General features: G+C 57.8%; 23 protein-coding genes. 20 read left to right on the forward strand and 3 right to left on the reverse strand.

Translation table 11 applies throughout. The features are described from left to right. Nucleotides 1-5 precede the first annotated feature (5 nt). The 5 genes from ACNOHI_RS05530 to ACNOHI_RS05550 all read left to right on the forward strand — a co-directional run bounded on the left by ACNOHI_RS05530 (nt 6) and on the right by ACNOHI_RS05550 (nt 4,579). Nucleotides 6-3,128 carry an efflux RND transporter permease subunit gene (locus tag ACNOHI_RS05530; RefSeq protein WP_420473650.1) on the forward strand — a complete coding sequence of 1,041 codons (3,123 nt, stop codon included), beginning with the start codon at nt 6-8 and terminating at the stop codon, nt 3,126-3,128. A gap of 195 nt (nt 3,129-3,323) precedes the next feature. Next, nucleotides 3,324-3,719: a c-type cytochrome gene (locus tag ACNOHI_RS05535; protein ID WP_420473651.1), complete on the forward strand. Its 396-nt coding sequence runs from the start codon at nt 3,324-3,326 to the stop codon at nt 3,717-3,719. A 98-nt stretch (nt 3,720-3,817) separates the two neighbouring features. Next, nucleotides 3,818-3,964, forward strand: coding sequence for a hypothetical protein (locus tag ACNOHI_RS05540; protein WP_420473652.1), 147 nt, complete (start codon nt 3,818-3,820; stop codon nt 3,962-3,964). Nucleotides 3,965-4,134: 170 nt separating this feature from the next. Further along, a complete protein-coding gene (locus tag ACNOHI_RS05545) occupies nt 4,135-4,299 on the forward strand; it encodes a hypothetical protein (protein ID WP_420473653.1) in 165 nt (54 codons plus the stop codon). Nucleotides 4,300-4,402: 103 nt separating this feature from the next. Then, the gene (locus ACNOHI_RS05550; RefSeq protein ID WP_420473821.1) at nt 4,403-4,579 is read left to right on the forward strand and encodes a DUF2478 domain-containing protein; all 177 of its coding nucleotides are present in this window, start codon (nt 4,403-4,405) and stop codon (nt 4,577-4,579) included. A 239-nt stretch (nt 4,580-4,818) separates the two neighbouring features. Here ACNOHI_RS05550 and merR read toward each other — a convergent pair whose 3' ends face one another. After that, nucleotides 4,819-5,226 (reverse strand): Hg(II)-responsive transcriptional regulator, encoded by a 408-nt coding sequence (gene merR / locus ACNOHI_RS05555; RefSeq protein WP_420473654.1) that lies wholly within the window; start codon nt 5,224-5,226, stop codon nt 4,819-4,821. 41 nt (nt 5,227-5,267) lie between these two features. Here merR and ACNOHI_RS05560 point away from each other — a divergent pair, with 41 nt between their 5' ends. The 15 genes from ACNOHI_RS05560 to ACNOHI_RS05630 all read left to right on the forward strand — a co-directional run bounded on the left by ACNOHI_RS05560 (nt 5,268) and on the right by ACNOHI_RS05630 (nt 16,623). Next, on the forward strand, nt 5,268-5,636 hold the full coding sequence (locus ACNOHI_RS05560) for a mercuric ion transporter MerT (protein WP_420473655.1): 369 nt from the start codon (nt 5,268-5,270) through the stop codon (nt 5,634-5,636). Between the two features lie 11 nt (nt 5,637-5,647). Next, nucleotides 5,648-5,926, forward strand: coding sequence for a mercury resistance system periplasmic binding protein MerP (gene merP / locus ACNOHI_RS05565; protein WP_420473656.1), 279 nt, complete (start codon nt 5,648-5,650; stop codon nt 5,924-5,926). Further along, on the forward strand, nt 5,926-6,150 hold the full coding sequence (locus tag ACNOHI_RS05570; RefSeq protein WP_420473822.1) for a GDCCVxC domain-containing (seleno)protein: 225 nt from the start codon (nt 5,926-5,928) through the stop codon (nt 6,148-6,150). Before merP ends, ACNOHI_RS05570 begins: the two co-directional genes overlap by 1 nt. A gap of 151 nt (nt 6,151-6,301) precedes the next feature. Beyond that, nucleotides 6,302-6,634 (forward strand): cation transporter, encoded by a 333-nt coding sequence (locus ACNOHI_RS05575; RefSeq protein WP_420473657.1) that lies wholly within the window; start codon nt 6,302-6,304, stop codon nt 6,632-6,634. Beyond that, nucleotides 6,625-6,909 carry a hypothetical protein gene (locus tag ACNOHI_RS05580; RefSeq protein ID WP_420473658.1) on the forward strand — a complete coding sequence of 95 codons (285 nt, stop codon included), beginning with the start codon at nt 6,625-6,627 and terminating at the stop codon, nt 6,907-6,909. Before ACNOHI_RS05575 ends, ACNOHI_RS05580 begins: the two co-directional genes overlap by 10 nt. Beyond that, the gene (locus ACNOHI_RS05585; protein ID WP_420473659.1) at nt 6,909-7,253 is read left to right on the forward strand and encodes a DUF3703 domain-containing protein; all 345 of its coding nucleotides are present in this window, start codon (nt 6,909-6,911) and stop codon (nt 7,251-7,253) included. Before ACNOHI_RS05580 ends, ACNOHI_RS05585 begins: the two co-directional genes overlap by 1 nt. Before the next feature lie 81 nt (nt 7,254-7,334). Then, nucleotides 7,335-7,682, forward strand: coding sequence for a cation efflux protein, CzcI family (gene czcI, locus ACNOHI_RS05590; RefSeq protein ID WP_420473660.1), 348 nt, complete (start codon nt 7,335-7,337; stop codon nt 7,680-7,682). Between the two features lie 83 nt (nt 7,683-7,765). Beyond that, nucleotides 7,766-9,055, forward strand: coding sequence for a TolC family protein (locus ACNOHI_RS05595; RefSeq protein ID WP_420473661.1), 1,290 nt, complete (start codon nt 7,766-7,768; stop codon nt 9,053-9,055). A gap of 15 nt (nt 9,056-9,070) precedes the next feature. Further along, nucleotides 9,071-10,624 (forward strand): efflux RND transporter periplasmic adaptor subunit, encoded by a 1,554-nt coding sequence (locus tag ACNOHI_RS05600; protein WP_420473823.1) that lies wholly within the window; start codon nt 9,071-9,073, stop codon nt 10,622-10,624. Nucleotides 10,625-10,642: 18 nt separating this feature from the next. Next, nucleotides 10,643-13,816 (forward strand): CusA/CzcA family heavy metal efflux RND transporter, encoded by a 3,174-nt coding sequence (locus ACNOHI_RS05605; protein WP_420473662.1) that lies wholly within the window; start codon nt 10,643-10,645, stop codon nt 13,814-13,816. A gap of 77 nt (nt 13,817-13,893) precedes the next feature. Next, nucleotides 13,894-14,283: a hypothetical protein gene (locus ACNOHI_RS05610; protein WP_420473663.1), complete on the forward strand. Its 390-nt coding sequence runs from the start codon at nt 13,894-13,896 to the stop codon at nt 14,281-14,283. A gap of 86 nt (nt 14,284-14,369) precedes the next feature. After that, on the forward strand, nt 14,370-14,846 hold the full coding sequence (locus ACNOHI_RS05615) for a disulfide bond formation protein B (RefSeq protein ID WP_420473664.1): 477 nt from the start codon (nt 14,370-14,372) through the stop codon (nt 14,844-14,846). Beyond that, the gene (locus ACNOHI_RS05620) at nt 14,843-15,502 is read left to right on the forward strand and encodes a DsbA family protein (protein WP_420473665.1); all 660 of its coding nucleotides are present in this window, start codon (nt 14,843-14,845) and stop codon (nt 15,500-15,502) included. The genes ACNOHI_RS05615 and ACNOHI_RS05620 overlap by 4 nt, the downstream gene beginning before the upstream one ends. A 102-nt stretch (nt 15,503-15,604) precedes the next feature. Next, nucleotides 15,605-16,225 carry a class I SAM-dependent methyltransferase gene (locus ACNOHI_RS05625; protein ID WP_420473666.1) on the forward strand — a complete coding sequence of 207 codons (621 nt, stop codon included), beginning with the start codon at nt 15,605-15,607 and terminating at the stop codon, nt 16,223-16,225. A gap of 56 nt (nt 16,226-16,281) precedes the next feature. After that, the gene (locus ACNOHI_RS05630; RefSeq protein ID WP_420473667.1) at nt 16,282-16,623 is read left to right on the forward strand and encodes a YnfA family protein; all 342 of its coding nucleotides are present in this window, start codon (nt 16,282-16,284) and stop codon (nt 16,621-16,623) included. Between the two features lie 38 nt (nt 16,624-16,661). Here ACNOHI_RS05630 and ACNOHI_RS05635 read toward each other — a convergent pair whose 3' ends face one another. Together ACNOHI_RS05635 and ACNOHI_RS05640 are read right to left on the reverse strand one after the other, a co-directional pair. Continuing rightward, nucleotides 16,662-16,943 (reverse strand): hypothetical protein, encoded by a 282-nt coding sequence (locus ACNOHI_RS05635; protein ID WP_420473668.1) that lies wholly within the window; start codon nt 16,941-16,943, stop codon nt 16,662-16,664. Nucleotides 16,944-16,986: 43 nt separating this feature from the next. Further along, nucleotides 16,987-17,262 carry a hypothetical protein gene (locus tag ACNOHI_RS05640; protein WP_420473669.1) on the reverse strand — a complete coding sequence of 92 codons (276 nt, stop codon included), beginning with the start codon at nt 17,260-17,262 and terminating at the stop codon, nt 16,987-16,989. Nucleotides 17,263-17,755: the final 493 nt, after the last annotated feature.

Raw genomic sequence — 17,755 nt, forward strand, 5'->3', positions numbered from 1 at the left:
CCATCATGCTGAACAAGATCATTGAATGGTCCGGCAGGAACGTCTTCCTGGTCCTGCTGGCCACGCTCTTCGTCACAGTCGCCGGCGTCTATGCGGTGATCAAGACCCCGATTGATGCACTGCCCGACCTGTCGGACGTGCAAGTCATCGTCTATACCGAGTATCCGGGCCAAGCGCCACAGGTGGTTGAAGACCAGGTGACCTATCCGCTCACGTCGGCCATGCTGTCGGTGCCGAAGTCCAAGGTGGTGCGCGGCTTTTCCTTCTTCGGCGCGTCCTTCGTCTACGTCATTTTCGAAGATGGCACCGACATCTACTGGGCGCGCTCGCGCGTCCTGGAATACTTGAATTTTGCCGCGGGACGCATGCCCAAGGGCGTCACCCCGCAGATCGGTCCGGACGCGACCGGCGTGGGTTGGGTCTACCAGTACGTGGTACTGGCCAAGGACAAGACGCTGGCCGAACTACGTACGCTGCAGGACTGGTATCTGCGCTACCAGCTGGCCAAAGCACCCGGTGTGGCCGAAGTGGCGTCGGTGGGCGGCTTCGTGCAGACCTACCAGGTGACCGTCGATCCGGTCAAGCTGCGCGCGTACGGCATTCCCCTCATGAAGGTGGCGCAAGTGATCCGCGAGTCGAACCGGGACGTCGGCGGCCGCGTGGTCGAGATGGCCGAGACCGAGTACATGGTACGTGGCAAGGGCTATCTTCGCGGCAAGGCTGACCTGGAAGGCCTGGTAGTGAAATCCGAACGCGGCACGCCAGTGCTGGTGCGCGATATCGCCCGCGTTGAGCTGGCACCCGACGAGCGGCGCGGCATGACCGAGTTGAATGGCGAAGGCGAAGTTGTTTCCGGCATTGCGATGTCACGCTACGGCCAGAACGCACTTGAGGTCATCCACAACGTCAAGACCAAGATCACCGAAATCAGCGCTGGCCTGCCGGAAGGCGTCAGCATTGAAGCGGTGTACGACCGCTCCGAGCTGATCCATCGTGCGATCGACACGCTGAAGCATACGCTGATCGAGGAAAGCATCATTGTCGCCCTGGTCTGCATCGTGTTCCTGCTGCATGTGCGCAGCGCGCTGGTGGCGATTTTGATGCTGCCGGTCGGCGTGCTGATGGCCTTCATCGCGATGCGCGTGCTGGGGATGAATTCGAACCTGATGAGCCTGGGCGGCATTGCGATCGCCATCGGTGCCATGGTCGATGCGGCGATTGTAATGATCGAGAATGCACACAAGCATCTCGAACGGATGAAGGAAGGTGAATCGCGCGTCGACGCGATGCTTGCTGCCTGCAAGGAAGTCGGCCCGTCGCTGTTCTTCTCGCTGCTGATTATCACAGTGTCATTCCTCCCCGTGTTCACGCTGGAATCGCAGGAAGGCCGCCTGTTCTCGCCGCTGGCATACACCAAGACCTTCGCGATGGCCGGCGCGGCGATCCTGTCGATCACGCTGGTGCCGGTGCTGATGATGCTGTTCATCCGCGGCAAGATCATGCCCGAAGCGAAAAACCCGGTGAACCGCTTCCTGATCTGGATCTACCGCCCGATCATCAAGGGCGTGATGCGCTGGAAGAAGACCACGGTCTTCCTTTCGCTGGTGGTCCTTGCTGTCACCATCTATCCAGCCTCCCGGATCGGCAGCGAGTTCATGCCGACGTTGAACGAAGGCACCCTGCTCTACATGCCGTCAAGCCTGCCGGGGATGACCATGACCAAGGCGGCTGAACTGGTGCAGACGCAGAACAAGATCATCAAGTCGTTCCCGGAAGTCGCATCGGTCTATGGCAAGGCAGGACGTGCCAACACCGCCACCGATCCGGCGCCGACCGAGATGTTCGAGACTGTCATCAACCTGAAGCCGGAATCCGAATGGCGGGCCGGCCTGACGATGGATGCGCTGATTGCCGAAATGGACAAGGCGCTGCAGTTCCCCGGCGTCTCCAATGCCTGGACCATGCCGATCAAGGCGCGCATTGACATGCTGTCGACCGGCATTCGCACACCGATTGGCATCAAGGTGTTCGGCAAGGACCTGGACGAGATGGAAAAGCTGGCCAAGCAGATCGAGGCAGTGGTCAAGACCGTTCCGGGAACGACGTCGGCCTTCGCCGAGCGGATTACCGGCGGCTTCTACCTCAACATCGAACCCGACCGCGCGCAGCTCGCGCGCTACGGCCTGACTGTCGGCGAGGTGCAGGATGTGATCGCCACCGCGCTTGGTGCCGAAATGGCAACGACGACGGTGGAAGGCCGGGAGCGCTTTGCAGTGACCGTACGCTATCCGCGCGAGATGCGCAGTGACCCGCAACTGATCGCGCGCGAAGTGCTGGTACCAACCATGGACGGCCCAATGATCCCGCTCGGCCAATTGGCCCGCATCGAGATCGCCAAGGGCACACCGGGCATTCGTACCGAGAACGCTCTGCTGTCGGCCTACATCTATGTCGACATCCGCGACCGGGACATTGGCGGCTACGTGGCCGATGCGCGCAAGGCGGTCAACGAGCAGGTCAAGTTCCCCCCGGGCTACTACGCTACCTGGAGTGGCCAGTTCGAGGCGATGGAACGAGCGATCGAAAAAATGAAGGTCGTCGTTCCGGTGACGCTGCTGATCATCTTCCTGCTGCTGTACCTGAACTTCAAGCGGCTGACCGAGACGATGATCGTGATGCTGTCGGTCCCGTTTGCCCTCGTTGGTGGGGTGTGGCTGATGTGGTGGCTGGGCTACAACATGTCGGTCGCCGTGGCGGTCGGCTTTATCGCACTAGCCGGCGTAGCCGCGGAGACTGGCGTGGTGATGCTTATTTACCTCGACCATGCATGGGAAGACGTGAAGAGAAAGACCCGCAGCGAAGGTCGGCAGCCAACCGCAGCCGACCTGTATGAGGCCGTAATGGAAGGTGCGGTCGAGCGGGTCCGTCCAAAGATGATGACCGTAGTGGCCATCATGGCCGGCCTGCTGCCGATCATGTGGAGCACCGGCACGGGATCCGAGGTAATGAGCCGCATTGCCGCGCCTATGGTGGGCGGCATGATCTCGTCGACGGTTCTTACGCTCGGCGTGATTCCTGCTCTATACGCGCTGGTCAAGCAATGGCGACTGAACAAGGGGCGCGAGTAATGACGAGGACCAGGACGCCACTGCTTTTCAACTTCATCTGGAGACTCGTATTGGACGTTGAAAGCTATCGCCGCGCTTGCGCTTACCGTCGTTGCTGTCTTGTTGACAGGATGCGAAGGGAAGCGTACCCGCGCACGGAAGCAGCGCGCACATTCACCCGCACTGAGAATAGTGAAACCCTTAAGGAAACCTGGCATGAAACGAGTAAGGGCGCATACCCTCGCAGCAACGGCGGCATTTCTAATGCTGTCCATTGGCGCTGCTGCGCAAGCGCAATCCATGAAAATACCGAAGCCCAGCGATGGCTTGATGCCCAACCCCGGAAAAGGAAAAGGACTGTTCGCCACCCACTGCGCGTCATGCCACGGCGCCGACCTGAAAGGCAGCGACAAGGGACCGCCAATGCTGCACAAGGTGTACGAGCCGTCCCACCACGGCGACGTCGCCTTCCAGCTTGCGGCGGCACGCGGGGTGCGCGCCCATCACTGGCAATTCGGCGACATGGCGCCCGTGCCGGCGGTCACCCCCGATGATGTTGCGCACATTACCGCCTTCATCCGCGCCGAGCAGCGCAAGGTAGGCATTCAGTAGACAGCGCGGCCACTGCGAAGTGGGTGGCCAACGAACACGTGCAGTGTGCGAGGAAGGCGGCGATGAACTTTAACGGACGCTCGGTTCCCCCGGAGCTCATGAACCTGATCATGGTTCTATGGTTGATTGCCGCCGCCATTATTGGGCTACTGCTGTACTGGTTGCGGGCAAAGGCAAAACAGTTGCCGCCAGAGCGCCGAAACCAGAAGGCTGCAAAAAGTCGTGGCAGCAAAAAGACGCGGTAGTCGTCGTTTCTGTGGAGATTATCTACAGGGAGCTAGCCTGGCAAGAGATACGTCGATTCGCTTGATCGTAGGTGTGTTCCCGGATTTGCAGTAATTTCCCATGAGTATGGGAGTTAATTTGCCACTATTTAGTGTTTAATTCCAGCCGTTGCAACTATCGGTCAATATTGATGGAATACAGTGAGTACATGGTGATGGTCTGCATCGGCATTGGAGCGGCGCTCCTCGGTGCTGTGCTCCTGTTTATCGAGATCACCACCTATGGAATTGTCGCGAGCGGACTAGGTGTACTGGTTGTCATTTCCGGCATTGTCGGAGCGTTCTGGAATAGCTAGTACAACCCTCCCCGTCTCCTTTGGCACTGTCCGTATAGCTGGAAGAAAAGGGCACCGAGCCGAACGTGCATTACATTGGCACATACAGCCCGCGTGACGCAAAATAAGTACGCCGAAAAATGCACCAGAGGGGCCGGGCCACCGGCCCCTTTTTTCTTCAGAGGAATCATTTGGCAAGCAAGAAGCTGAAGGAAGTGGGCTATGTGACGAGACGGCAGTCGCAGCAATAGCCGGTGTGCCTGTACTGACAGCGGTTAAGGATAGTTTGCAAAAACCTTAGTCAGCTTTTACTGGCGGCGAGTTTGTAGAACTTCCTTGTTCGGCCGAAGCGGCAATAGCATGGTGGGACGCCGTGGCGACATAAGTCTTTGGAGGCGTATGATCGAGGCGGCAAATTTAGGGTTTCGAAGCTATTTGCTGCAACGGGTATATGCCGCCCCTAATTTACGAGTCGATACGTTATAGATGGCACCCCAGGTATGGCAGTTGAGGGTAGCCCAGGCGGCCGCCACGTTCTCGTTAGTTCTCTTGCAAAGAAGTTATGAGTGGACATTTGATTTGTCCATTCGCGGTGCAGCACTTGTCAACGAGGTCTCCAAGCGCAGCTTCAATCCGCTGCAAATCACGGAGTCGATCACGCACGTCACGCAGCTTCTGTTCGGCAAGGATACGCGCCTTATCGCAGTGAGTGCCGTCATCGAGCGTTAGCAATTCACTCACGTCATCGAGTGAGAAGCCAATCCGTTGCGCCGACTTAATGAAGCGGACACGGGCCAGATCTTTTTCTCCATACCGCCGGATGCTGCCGTGCTGCCTGTACGGCTCGGACATTAAGCCCTTGCGCTGATAGAACCGAATGGTCTCAACATTGACCTCAGCTGCAGCAGCTAAAGCCCCAATCGTAAAACTGTTTGAAGGAGAATTCATTTGCTTGACTCCGTACTATGGTACGGAAGTAAGCTTAAGTTATGAGCACCAAATCTCAAACTGAAAACATTCCTCCTTCAGAGTGCGCGCCGCTCCTGGTTGGCGCTCTCGCAGGTATTCTCGCGTCCTCGTGCTGCCTTGGCCCCTTGGTGCTACTTAGCCTTGGCATTTCTGGAGTCTGGATCGGCAACCTGACCATGCTTGCACCCATCCAACCCGCCTTCATCGCCATCGCCTTGGTGGCACTGTTTTTCGCTTGGAAGCGCATATGGACGCCAATAACTTGCACTCCGGGCAAAATGTGCGCGTCACCGAAGGCCAAACTTGTTAATAAAGTTCTTTTCTGCCTGGTTGCTGCGATTGTTATTGTCGCCTTCAGCTTCCCGATTATTGCTCCGTGGTTTTACTAAAAGGAATTGAAATGAAACGCCTTGCCCTTCTCGCCACTCTAGCTGCATTCTCTTCGCCGCTGTGGGCCGCATCGCAAACGGTCACGCTTTCCGTGCCAGGTATGGATTGCGCTGCATGTCCGATCACTATCAAGAAGGCCCTGATGAAAGTCTCTGGCGTAAGCAAGGCAGAAGTCAGTTTCGAGAAGCGGCAGGCGATCGTTACGTTTGACGACACCCAGACTGACGTCGGATCGCTCACGCAGGCGACAATAAACGTCGGCTATCCATCTGAGAAAGTGGCGAGCTAATCGTGGCTGTCGTTCTCGAGTCGATGCTAACTTGTCCTGCATGCCATCACAGCAAGGCCGAGCTCATGCCCACCGATGCATGTCAGTGGTTCTACGAATGCGAACAATGCCACGCGGTCTTGAAGCCAAAGCCGGGAGACTGCTGCGTCTATTGTTCCTACGGTAGTGTCCCTTGCCCACCAGTGCAAATAACTGGCAAGGTCAGCAAGTGCTGCGGCTGCTAGGGATCTAGCAGCGATCTGCCCTGCCAATCAATCGGGATTCAGGCGCTTCAATCCCGATGTTTATCTTGAGAATGGCGCGTTTAAATCATGACCTTGACTCTGTAGTCACTACGGGCTCTTTAATAAAGACATGCTTTAAGCGGAGATCGTCATGTCTGTATGCTGTTCTGAAGGTTGTTCCCCTGAGAAACCGCCCGTCAACCGGCGCTACCACCGCATCCTTTGGATCGCGCTGTTCGTCAATGCCGGGATATTCGTCGTCGAACTTGCCGGCGGATGGAATGCCGGGTACGTATCCCTGCTAGCCGACGCCGTAGACTTTTTCGGCGACGCCGCAAACTACGGCCTGTCGCTGTTCGTATTGGCGCTCGCATACCGCTCTTATCAAAGGCATGACGATGGGGCTATGGACTGTTCGTGCTTGGTACGGCTGCCTGGAACCTGGCTACGGGGATCGTGCCCAAACCAGCTATCATGGGTTTGATCGGATTCTTGGCGCTGCTTGCGAATCTTTCCGTCGCTGTACTGCTCTTTACTTTCCGGAACGGCGACTCGAACATGCGCTCCGTCTGGCTCGGTACCCGGAACGACGCGATCGGCAATGTTGCCGTCATGGTTACGGCGTTGGGAGTATTCGGCACCGGATCCGGCCTCCCCGATATTATCGTCGCCGGTGTCATGGGTGTCCTGATCTTGTCGGCGGCTAAGGTCGTCGTCGCCCAAGCTTGCGGTGAACTGAAGACAGCCGGAGCACACTGATGAAAGCGAGCCTGAAACGAGCGTACGATGACGAGATGGCTGCAGCACGGCACCTTTACCGTGCCGGTCGCTTAGACGATGCTTGCCGGCATTTGGAACGCGCACATGTGATTGCGCAGTGGCACGTCCTGCCACATGTTCTCTCCCATTGGCTCATGTTGAAAATTGGCTTGGCGCGCCGCTCTCCGTCTCAAGTGTGGGGACAGGCAATACGGATTCTGCTCGGTGCACTCGGTTCGGCGGTTAACATTATCCCCGTTGGAAATACTGGCGGCACTAATATCAGCATGTTCAAACGTCTACCAATTTCCGCAGATGTTGCTAAGATCCTTGAGGGCAAGTGATGCTGGCAATGGTCTTGTAATGATTAAACTACGTCAGATTGGGCCGGCTTCGGAGCTCTGTTTGATGCTATTATTTCGCCCGTGAAAAAGCTCCTGCTCATCTTCCTGCTTGCTTTGTTGCCGCTCCAGTTTTCCTGGGCAGCGGCGGCAGCGTATTGCCAGCACGAAGGTGAAAAGAGCAGCCAGCACTTCGGCCACCACTCGCATCAACATGATGCGAGCGCCGATCGTCCGGACGACACCGACAAAGTGGTCAAGGGTCATGCGGACTGCGGATATTGCCACGCGTATTGCCAGGTGTCGGCCCTGACATCGGTGCCCGAAGTCGTTCTTCCGACAGGCTCCACACATGTGGAAAAGCCTACCCAATCGTATTCTTCGCATATCCCCGATGGCCTGCAGCGGCCCGATTGGCGTCTCGTCGCATAGCACGACGAGACAGTCTTCTTCTTTCGCCTCACGCATAGTTCAGACGTCTCGTCGAATTCCTTCCCGTTCACCTGGAGAATTCGATGTACCGTTTTTTGTTGCCGCTGAGTCTGGCGGCAGTTGTGTTGCCCGTGGCGGCGCAGTCCGCCGCTCCCGGGCATAGTACCGTTTTACCGGCAGCTGGCCAGCCCACACGCGTAATCGAAGGCGTCGCCCCGCTCTCATTGTCGGCTGCGTTGCGCATGGCACTCGATGCCAACGCAGAACTGTCGTCCGCCCGGCATGAGCTGCAGGCAGTCGAAGCATCCGTCCTGCAAGCCGGCGTATTGCCGAATCCCGCACTGGAAATGTCGGTGGAGGACCGCCGCCGCGAGACACGCGAAACAACATTCCTGCTTAACCAGCCGATCGAATTGGGCGGCAAGCGCAGTGCCCGCCTGACTGCCGCTGAGCGTGGAAAGGATGCCGCCGCGGCGGAATTCCAGGCAAAACGCGCCGAAGTGCGCGCCACAGTCATTGCCGCATTCTTTGATGTACTCGCCGCCCAAGAGCGCATGCGTCTGGCGGAAGAATCTGCCCAGCTCGCCCAACGCGGGACCGATGCTGCAACCCGGCGCGTGACAGCTGGCAAGGCGTCGCCGGTAGAAGAAACCAGGGCGCGGGTTGCCGAATCGAGCGTACGGCTGGAATTGAGCCAAGCCAAAGGGGAACTGGCAGCCGCCCGCAAACGACTGGCGTCAACCTGGGGCAACCCGGTACCGCAGTTCGAGCGCGCCGACGGCCGGCTCGACGCTCTGCCCGAATTGCCCGACCTGAAGGATCTGACGGGGCGGATGGCGTTAGCCCCTGCGATGCTGCGCGCCCGTTCCGAACTGGACCGCCGGCAAGCGATGGCGCAGCTTGAAAGTAGCCGACGCATTCCTGACCTAACGGTCAGTCTGGGCGTTAAACGCTCCGAGGAACTGGGTCGCAATCAGGCGATTGTCGGTGTTTCCATTCCGCTGCCGCTGTTCGATACCAACCGCGGCAATATACTCGAGGCCCTCCGGCGTACCGACAAGGCGCGCGACGAGCTGTCCGCAACGGAGATCCGGCTGGACGGCGAAATCGGCCAAGCGTACGAGCGCCTGAACATTGCGCGACAGGAAGCCGAGGCCCTGCAGAAAGAAATCTTGCCGGGCGCGCAAAGCGCGTATGAAGCCGCGACCAAGGGTTTCGAGTACGGCAAATTCGGTTTCCTCGACGTGCTGGATGCCCAACGCACCTTACTGCAAGCCCAGTCCCAATACCTGCGCACTCTGTCGGAAGCGCACCGTGCCGCCGCCGACATCGACCGCATTCTCGGCGAACCTCTGCACGCCACAAAGCAATAAGAGTTACCCATGAAAATGAATCTGACAAAGAAACAATCCCTTTCCATTGCTGCGATTGTCATCCTCGGCGTCCTGCTGGGCGCGCTCATCCTGACCATGGAAAAAGCCAAGCCGGCAGATGAACACGGCCACGGGGGGCATGCGGACACGCACGCCGACGCGGGACATGGCGACGACAAACACGGCCACGGCCATGATGAGCACGAAGGCCATGAAGATGAACATCAAGCAAAAGGCCCGCATGGTGGCAAGCTGTTCACCGAGGAAGACTTCGGATTGGAAGTCCTGCTGGCCGAGGAAGGCGGGGAGCCGCGCTTTCACGTCTACCTGTTCAACAAGGACAAGCCTTTGCCGCCCAATAGCGCGACGGTATCCGTGACATTGACTCGCCCGGACGGCGAGCAGCAGGAAATCACGTTCAAACCGGAGAAGGATTACTTGAAGAGTACGGCGCCGGTTGCCGAGCCACATATTTTCGAGGCCACCATCGCGGCGCAGACCGCGAACGAGCCGTTCCTGTTTAGTTTTGCCGAACAGGAAGGCAAGGTCGAATTGAGTGCCGCTCAGGTCAAGGCGGCGGGTGTGACGATCCAGACAGCGGGAGCAGCGAAGATCAAGACCGCCCTGACCCTGCCTGGCGAAATCCACTTCAACGAAGATCGCACCGCGCACGTCGTACCGCGCCTTGCCGGTGTCGTCGAGAAAGTCCAGGCGGATCTCGGCCAGAAGGTCAAAAAGGGCCAGGTCCTGGCGACTATCGCCAGCACCGGCTTATCGGAGCAGCGCAGCGAACTGCTGACCGCGCAAAAGCGTCTGGCACTAGCCAAGACGACCTACGAGCGCGAGAAGAAGCTTTGGCAAGACAAGATTTCAGCTGAACAGGATTACCTGCAGGCGGAGCAAGCAATGCAGGAAGCCGAGATCGCGGTACGCAACGCCCAGCAAAAGCTGACTGCCTTGGGCGCGAGCACCGGCGGATCCGGCCCGCTCAGCAGCTACGAAATCCGGGCGCCGTTTGACGGCATCGTAGTGGAGAAGCACATTTCGCTCGGCGAAGCGGTGAAGGAAGACGCAAGCATCTTCACAATTTCCGACTTGGCCACTGTCTGGGCCGAACTTGCCGTGCCACCCAAAGACTTGGGTTTGGTGCGCGTCGGCGAAAAAGTGACTGTGAGGGCTACCGCCTTCGACGCCAAGGCGCTGGGCACGATCAGCTATGTTGGCTCGCTGCTCGGTGAGCAAACCCGTACCGCCAAGGCTCGTGTGACGCTGACCAATCCACAAATGGCTTGGCGTCCCGGCCTGTTTGTCAATGTCGAAGTGGTATCGAACGAAGCGGACGTGCCGGTCGCCGTCTCTACCGACGCAATCCACACCGTCAATGACAAACCGTCCGTATTTGTCCAAGTACCAGGCGGCTTCCTCCCGACGCCGGTGACGCTGGGCCGCAGTGACGGCAAGCTCGTTGAGGTTGTCAAAGGCATGAAGGCTGGCAGCCAGTACGCGGGGCCGGGTAGCTTCGTCATCAAGTCGGAGCTGGGCAAGGCCAGTGCCGAGCATACCCACTGATGCGAAAGGCAGAACATCATGTTTGAACGCATCATACGTTTCGCCATCGAGCAACGATGGCTGGTCATGCTGGCCGTGTTCGGGATAGCGGCAATCGGCGTTTTCAGCTACCAGAAGCTGCCGATCGACGCCGTGCCAGACATTACTAACGTCCAGGTCCAAGTCAATACCTCAGCTCCAGGCTATTCGCCGCTGGAAACCGAACAGCGTATTACCTTTCCGCTTGAAACCGTGATGTCGGGCTTGCCGAATCTCGAGCAAACTCGTTCACTGTCGCGCTACGGCCTGTCGCAGGTCACGGTGATCTTTAGGGAAGGCACCGACATCTATTTCGCGCGCCAGCTGGTGAATGAGCGGATCCAGGAAGCTAAGGAGCGCTTGCCCGCCGGCGTCACGCCGGAGATGGGGCCGATTTCTACCGGCCTTGGTGAAATCTATATGTGGACGGTTGAAGCCAAAGAAGGTGCGAAGAAGCCGGACGGCACCCCGTACACCCCGACCGACCTGCGCGAGATCCAAGATTGGATCATCAAGCCGCAACTGCGCAACGTCCCGGGCGTCACCGAAATTAACACCATTGGTGGCTACGCCAAGGAATATCATGTCGCACCGAGCCCGGAACGGCTGGCATCCTATGGCCTGACCCTGCATGACGTCGTCACTGCGCTGGACCGCAATAACAACAATGCCGGTGCCGGCTATATCGAAAAACGCGGCGAGCAGTTGCTCATTCGTGCCCCTGGCCAGGTGCAATCGATGGAAGACATCCGCAACGTCATCCTCAGCAACGTGCAGGGTGTAGCGATCCGGATCCGCGACGTGGCTGAAGTTGAGATCGGACGAGAGCTGCGCACTGGCGCGGCCACCGAGAACGGGCGTGAAGTAGTGCTGGGTACCGTGTTTATGCTGATCGGGCAGAACAGCCGCGCGGTATCCCAAGCCGTCGACAAGAAAATGCAGGAGGTTAGCCGTACATTGCCGGAAGGCGTGGAGGCTATCACTGTCTACGACCGTACGATTCTCGTCGACAAGGCAATCAACACCGTAAAAATGAACCTGCTGGAAGGTGCGGTGCTGGTCATTGCCATCCTGTTCCTATTCCTTGGCAACATCCGTGCAGCCATCATCACCGCTCTGGTCATTCCACTGGCGATGCTGTTCACCTTTACCGGCATGGTCGGCAATAAGGTCAGCGCTAACCTGATGAGCTTGGGCGCGCTCGACTTTGGCATCATCATCGATGGCGCGGTCGTGATTGTCGAGAACTGCGTGCGCCGCATGGCACATGCGCAAGCAGTGCATGGCCGTCCGCTGACGCGAGCAGAGCGCTTCCATGAAGTGTTCGCCGCTTCACAGGAAGCACGGCGACCCCTGCTCTACGGCCAGTTAATCATCATGGTCGTCTACCTGCCCATCTTTGCGCTTACAGGGGTGGAAGGCAAAATGTTCCACCCGATGGCGTTCACCGTCGTCATTGCGTTGATTGGTGCGATGATCCTGTCGATCACGTTCATTCCGGCGGCAGTCGCACTGTTCATCCGCGGCAAGATAGCGGAAAAGGAAAACGTCCTGATGCAGGGAGCAAGGCGCTGGTACGCACCGGCCCTGGATGCTGCCATGGCAAATAAGCCGGTAGTGCTCACCTTCACGACTGTGGCAGTGATCCTGTCCGCTTTGCTCGCCACCAGGATGGGCAGTGAATTTATTCCGAGCTTGAACGAAGGGGATATTGCATTGCATGCGCTGCGCATCCCCGGAACCAGCTTGACGCAAGCCGTGGGTATGCAACACGAGCTGGAGCGGGCGATCAAGCAAGTTCCGGAGGTGGAACGCGTGTTCGCCAAGATTGGTACGCCCGAGATTGCTACCGATCCCATGCCACCCAACGTTGCGGATAATTTTGTGATGCTCAAGCCGGAGTCCGAATGGCCTGCGCCTATACGCACCAAAGCGGAAGTGGTGTCCGCAGTACAAGCGGCGGCAGGCAAAGTGCCTGGAAGCAACTATGAGTTCACCCAACCGATTCAGATGCGCTTCAACGAACTGATCTCGGGCGTACGCAGTGATGTGGCGGTGAAGTTGTTCGGCGACGACATGGACACGCTGAACGATACGGCAGCGAAGGTTGCCGCCGTCCTCGGAAGGATTCCCGGTGCCGAGGCGGTCAAGGTAGAGCAAACCACGGGCCTGCCAATGCTGACCGTGAACATCGACCGCGACAAGACCTCGCGCTATGGCTTGAATATCGCGGATGTGCAGGAAACCGTGGCGACAGCGATCGGTGGCAAGGAGGCCGGCGCGCTGTTCGAGGGCGATCGCCGTTTCGACATCATCGTGCGCATGCCAGAACGCATGCGCACTGACCTCGAAGCGATGAAGCGCCTGCCGATTTCACTGCCGCGCGGGGACAACGGTAATGGCCGTGCTGCATTCATTCCGCTGGGCGAAATCGCCAGCCTGGAGCTGGCGCCCGGCCCAAACCAGATCAGTCGGGAAGACGGCAAACGTCGCATCGTCATCAGCACGAATGTGCGCGGCCGTGACATTGGTTCGTTCGTCTCTGATGCCGAGGCGCAGATCCGCCAGCAGGTAAAGATTCCAGCTGGGTACTGGACAACGTGGGGCGGTCAGTTCGAGCAGTTGCAATCGGCGACACAGCGCCTGCAAGTCGTGGTGCCGGTCGCGCTGCTACTCGTATTTACGCTGCTATTTGCAATGTTCGGCAACATCAAGGATGGCTTGCTCGTCTTTAGCGGAATCCCGTTTGCGCTAACCGGGGGAATTATCGCGCTTTGGCTGCGCGGTATTCCACTTTCCATTTCTGCGGCAGTCGGCTTCATTGCACTGTCCGGCGTGGCGGTGTTGAACGGCCTGGTGATGATCTCGTTCATCCGCACGCTACGTGAAGAAGGTCGCTCATTGGAGCAAGCAATCCGGGAAGGCGCATTGACGCGTTTGCGGCCGGTATTGATGACGGCACTGGTCGCGTCGCTCGGCTTTGTCCCTATGGCGATTGCTACCGGCACCGGTGCCGAGGTGCAGCAACCGCTCGCTACGGTCGTCATCGGCGGCATCCTGTCGTCGACAGCGCTGACGCTCCTGGTGCTGCCGCTGCTATACGGTATGGCCTACCGGAAGGACGAAGAGGCAGAAATCGCCCTGGAAGGAAAGCCAGTATCCGTACCTGCCTGACCACAGCCGCCTATGCTCGAGAGCATGGGCGGCATCATCCAATTTCCATTATTGCTGTTTAAACCCAAGGAAAAATCATGACATTTTCGAAGCTTTCCACTGCGCTGTTCGCCGCCCTTTCCTTGTCCATGTCGCAAGGTGTCCTCGCATCTGAGAAGGATCATGACGACAAGCCGCGGTACGGCGGTGTGGTCTCCGTCGTCAAGGACGTGAACTACGAGTTGGTCGCCAAGCCGGACAGCATCACGCTTTACGTCATCGACCACGGCAAGCCGGTCGATACCAAGAATGCTTCCGCGTCGCTGACGTTGCTGTCGGCTGCCGAGAAGTCCGAAGTCAAACTTGCACCGGCGGGCGAGAACAAGCTGGAAGCCAAGGGCAATTTCAAGGTGCAGCCGGGCACGAAGGTGGCGGGATCGGTAAAGATTGACGGCAAGCTTAACAGCGTGAAGTTCACGTTGAAGTAAGCGGGCCGCGGTTGCTCGCTGCCGGCGACGCTCGGCGGCGAGTAACTGCATAGCACGGTTACCCGGCCAACATGGGAATCACGACAATGAACAAGATTGAAACAGGTAGACCCGCATTTGGCCGTCTCAATAGCGGTAGAGGCACGCACGAGAACATTTGGGCGCTGGTATTCGTGGCCTGGCTCGTCGCCGCAAGTTCATCGCTCGGCGCGTTGTTCCTTGGCGAGGTCATGGGATTCGCACCGTGTGTACTGTGCTGGTACCAGCGGATATTCATGTTCCCGTTGGCCTTTGTGCTGGCCGTCGGGCTCTTTCCTCTGGACGTGAAGGGGGTGCGCTATGCACTTCCGCTGTCGATCGCGGGCTGGCTCGTCGCGGTATATCACCTGCTGCTTATTGAAGGCGTTATCCCGGAAACGATGACACCGTGCCGGCAAGGTGTTCCGTGTTCACAGGTAGAGGTGGAATGGTTGGGGTTTGTGACGATCCCGCTACTCTCCGTCGCGGCCTTTTCTGTGATAAATGCCTTGCTGATTACTACCTATTTGAAGACCCGGAAATGAAACAGAAGACCATTTTTATCGCGGCCATCGTGATTCTGGCAGTGGCGTTCGGCGCTGCTACGCAGCTGTACCGCGGCAATCAAACAGAACAGGCAACGCAAGTCGTCACTCAAAATCGGGAGGCCCTTGTCCGCTTCCACTCGCCCACCACCGGGAACGCGGAAGCACCGGTCCATATCGTTGAGTTCCTGGATCCAGCGTGCGAAGGCTGTGCCGCGTTTTACCCGTTCGTCAAGGACATCATGGCCTCCCACCCGGGAAAGATCCGCCTCTCGGTGCGGTACGCACCATTCCATAAGGGGTCGGAAGACGTAGTCAAGGTGCTCGAGGCGACCCGCAAGCAAGGCAAGTATTGGCAAGCCTTGGAAGCGCTATTCGCTGCGCAATCAGGCTGGACTGAGCACCATACCGCACGAGTTGAGCTCGTCTGGCAGTACCTCGCACCTCTTGGCCTCGATGTGGAACGGCTGAAGACCGATATGCAGTCTCCAGAAATTGCCCGTATAGTCCAGCAGGATATGGCGGACCTGCAGACGCTGAATGTGAAGAAGACGCCTGAGTTCTTTGTCAATGGCCGTCCCCTGCCTTCGTTTGGCGATCAGGAACTGCTGAAGCTTGTTCGGGAAGAACTGGAGAAAACGTCAAAAGGCGGATAAGGGAGTGAGATAGAGGGATGCTGTCGCCGGCACCAAGGAATATCAGTGGCATAATCTTTTTCAAGATACGATCGAGCCACAGCTTTCTTCCGGAGGGGATGCATGCAGCAGAAAGATCATTGGGAAACAGTGTATTCCACGAAGCCGGCTGACGGCGTGAGCTGGTACCAGCAGCACGCGGATCGGTCGCTGGGACTGATTGGCGGAACCGGCGTCCCGTTGAATGCGTCGATCATCGATGTCGGTGGCGGCGTCTCGACACTCGTCGACGACCTGCTTAGCAAAGGCTACAGTTCGCTCACGGTACTCGATATTTCCCACGCAGCACTTGCAGCCGCCCAAGCTCGTCTTGGCGATCAAGCCCGGAACGTAACATGGCTTGAGGCAAATATCACTTCCGCCAACCTTCCGGTGCATGCTTACGATGTGTGGCACGACCGCGCTGTATTCCACTTCCTGACTTCAGAGGAGGATCGCAAAGCCTACGTGCAGACCGTGCTGCGTTCGGTGAAGCCGGGTGGCCATGTCATCGTCGCCACGTTTGCAGAAGACGGTCCGCTTCAATGCAGTGGCCTGCCGGTTCGGCGCTATTCGGCCCCTGAACTTCACGCCGAGTTCGGTACACCATTCACGTTGCTCAAGCACGAACGCGAAGAGCATCACACCCCGTTTGGCACGGTTCAGAAGTTTGTCTACTGCTACTGCCGCCGTATCGCCTCCTGAACGGACTGATCGTGTATACGAGAAAACCCTGCAACTGAGTTGAAACAGGACTGAGAATGGACTGGCCCGATTTGCCCCGCGCCTTTGCATTATTTGTTGTAACTGCGATTGCCGAACTGGTCGGGTGTTATCTGCCACTTCTCTGGATGACTGGAAAAGGCGCTGCGTGGCTCCTGATTCCGGCAGCGTGCAGCTTGATTGTCTTCGTTTGGCTGCTAACGCTCCATCCCACAGCGAGCGGACGGGTATATGCGACCTACGGTGCGATCTACATCGCCACGGCGCTTGGATGGCTATGGATTGTCGACGGAGTCAGTCCGACCTGGAATGATTATGTCGGCGTCGGCTTGGCTCTCGTCGGGGCGGGTGTCATCGCACTTGGACATCGTCCGGTTTAGGTCGTTGGAGCCGGCAAAAGCTCCAACGGCTGCATGGATCAGTAGTAGCCGAAGTTGATATTGTTGTTGCCGGTCTGGGTCGGCGACACCGTGGACGTGATGCCGCTGGCGAAGGCAACGTTATTGCCGTTGTTGTTCTCGACGTTTTGCGATTGACCGATCATTTGGGACGCATCGAACGACAGGTTGGTCGGCTTCCCGTACAGCTTCGGCATGTCAACCTTGGGCGGGCAATACGAGCAGCCGCCGCGCACAGCTGCCATTCCTTTAGCGTCGAGTTCTTCGGTGATGGAGAGATCTTTGATGGATAGGGTCGTCATTTTGGTTTTCCTTGGATTTAAAGTATGAAAGTGTGTGAGGCGGTTAGACCAGGCTGAGGCCGTTGTCGCCGGCCTGCGGTGGGCTGACCGTGGAACCGATGCCGCCGACAAATGCGGCGTTGTTGCCGTTGTTGTTCACGACGTTCTGGCTCTGTCCAATCGTTTGCGAGGCGTCGATCGAAAACTTCTTGAAGTCGAACTTGGGCATGCCGAAGAGCGGCGCCCAGCCCGGCAGGCCATAGCCGCCGCGCACAGCGCTCATGGTTTTGCCGTCGAGCTCCTCGGTCAGTCGTAGGTCTTTGATTGTCAGGGTTGTCATTACATTTATCCTTAAAGGGTGTAGTCAGGTGATGGTTCGGTGCGAGCATTTCTTGCGCTCGACAGACCTATTGCAGGGGACGTGCCAGCCGGGCACGTCATGCCATGAAAACCGCTAACCCATTGATTCAAATGCCGATTTTTGTGCAAATGTGCACAGCGGCATTCTTGACGCTTCGTGATGAGGACATCCAATGGCGGGTTAAGGCCAACAGTTGAATGGAACCTGTATGGGCGTCAAGAACAGTAATGACTTCTTGGCATCCGATTGCCGTGCTGCTGGGGATGAGCGTCGCTTGATCGATATTACTGGCCTTCACCGTCTGCTTCGAAGCAAGACGAACTTCCGCGTTGGGTCGACTTCCGTAAATCAGTTAAATAATGACTACGTCCGATTTTTGGCACTGTGCTTCCGGCATTCATGAGCGCCTTTCCGACAGCTAATAGTGCCGGACAAAGCGGTCATAAACACTGAATATGCAGTTGCAAAACCG

It is taken from the genome of Noviherbaspirillum sp. ST9 (assembly GCF_048799745.1).
Lineage (GTDB): Bacteria > Pseudomonadota > Gammaproteobacteria > Burkholderiales > Burkholderiaceae_D > Noviherbaspirillum.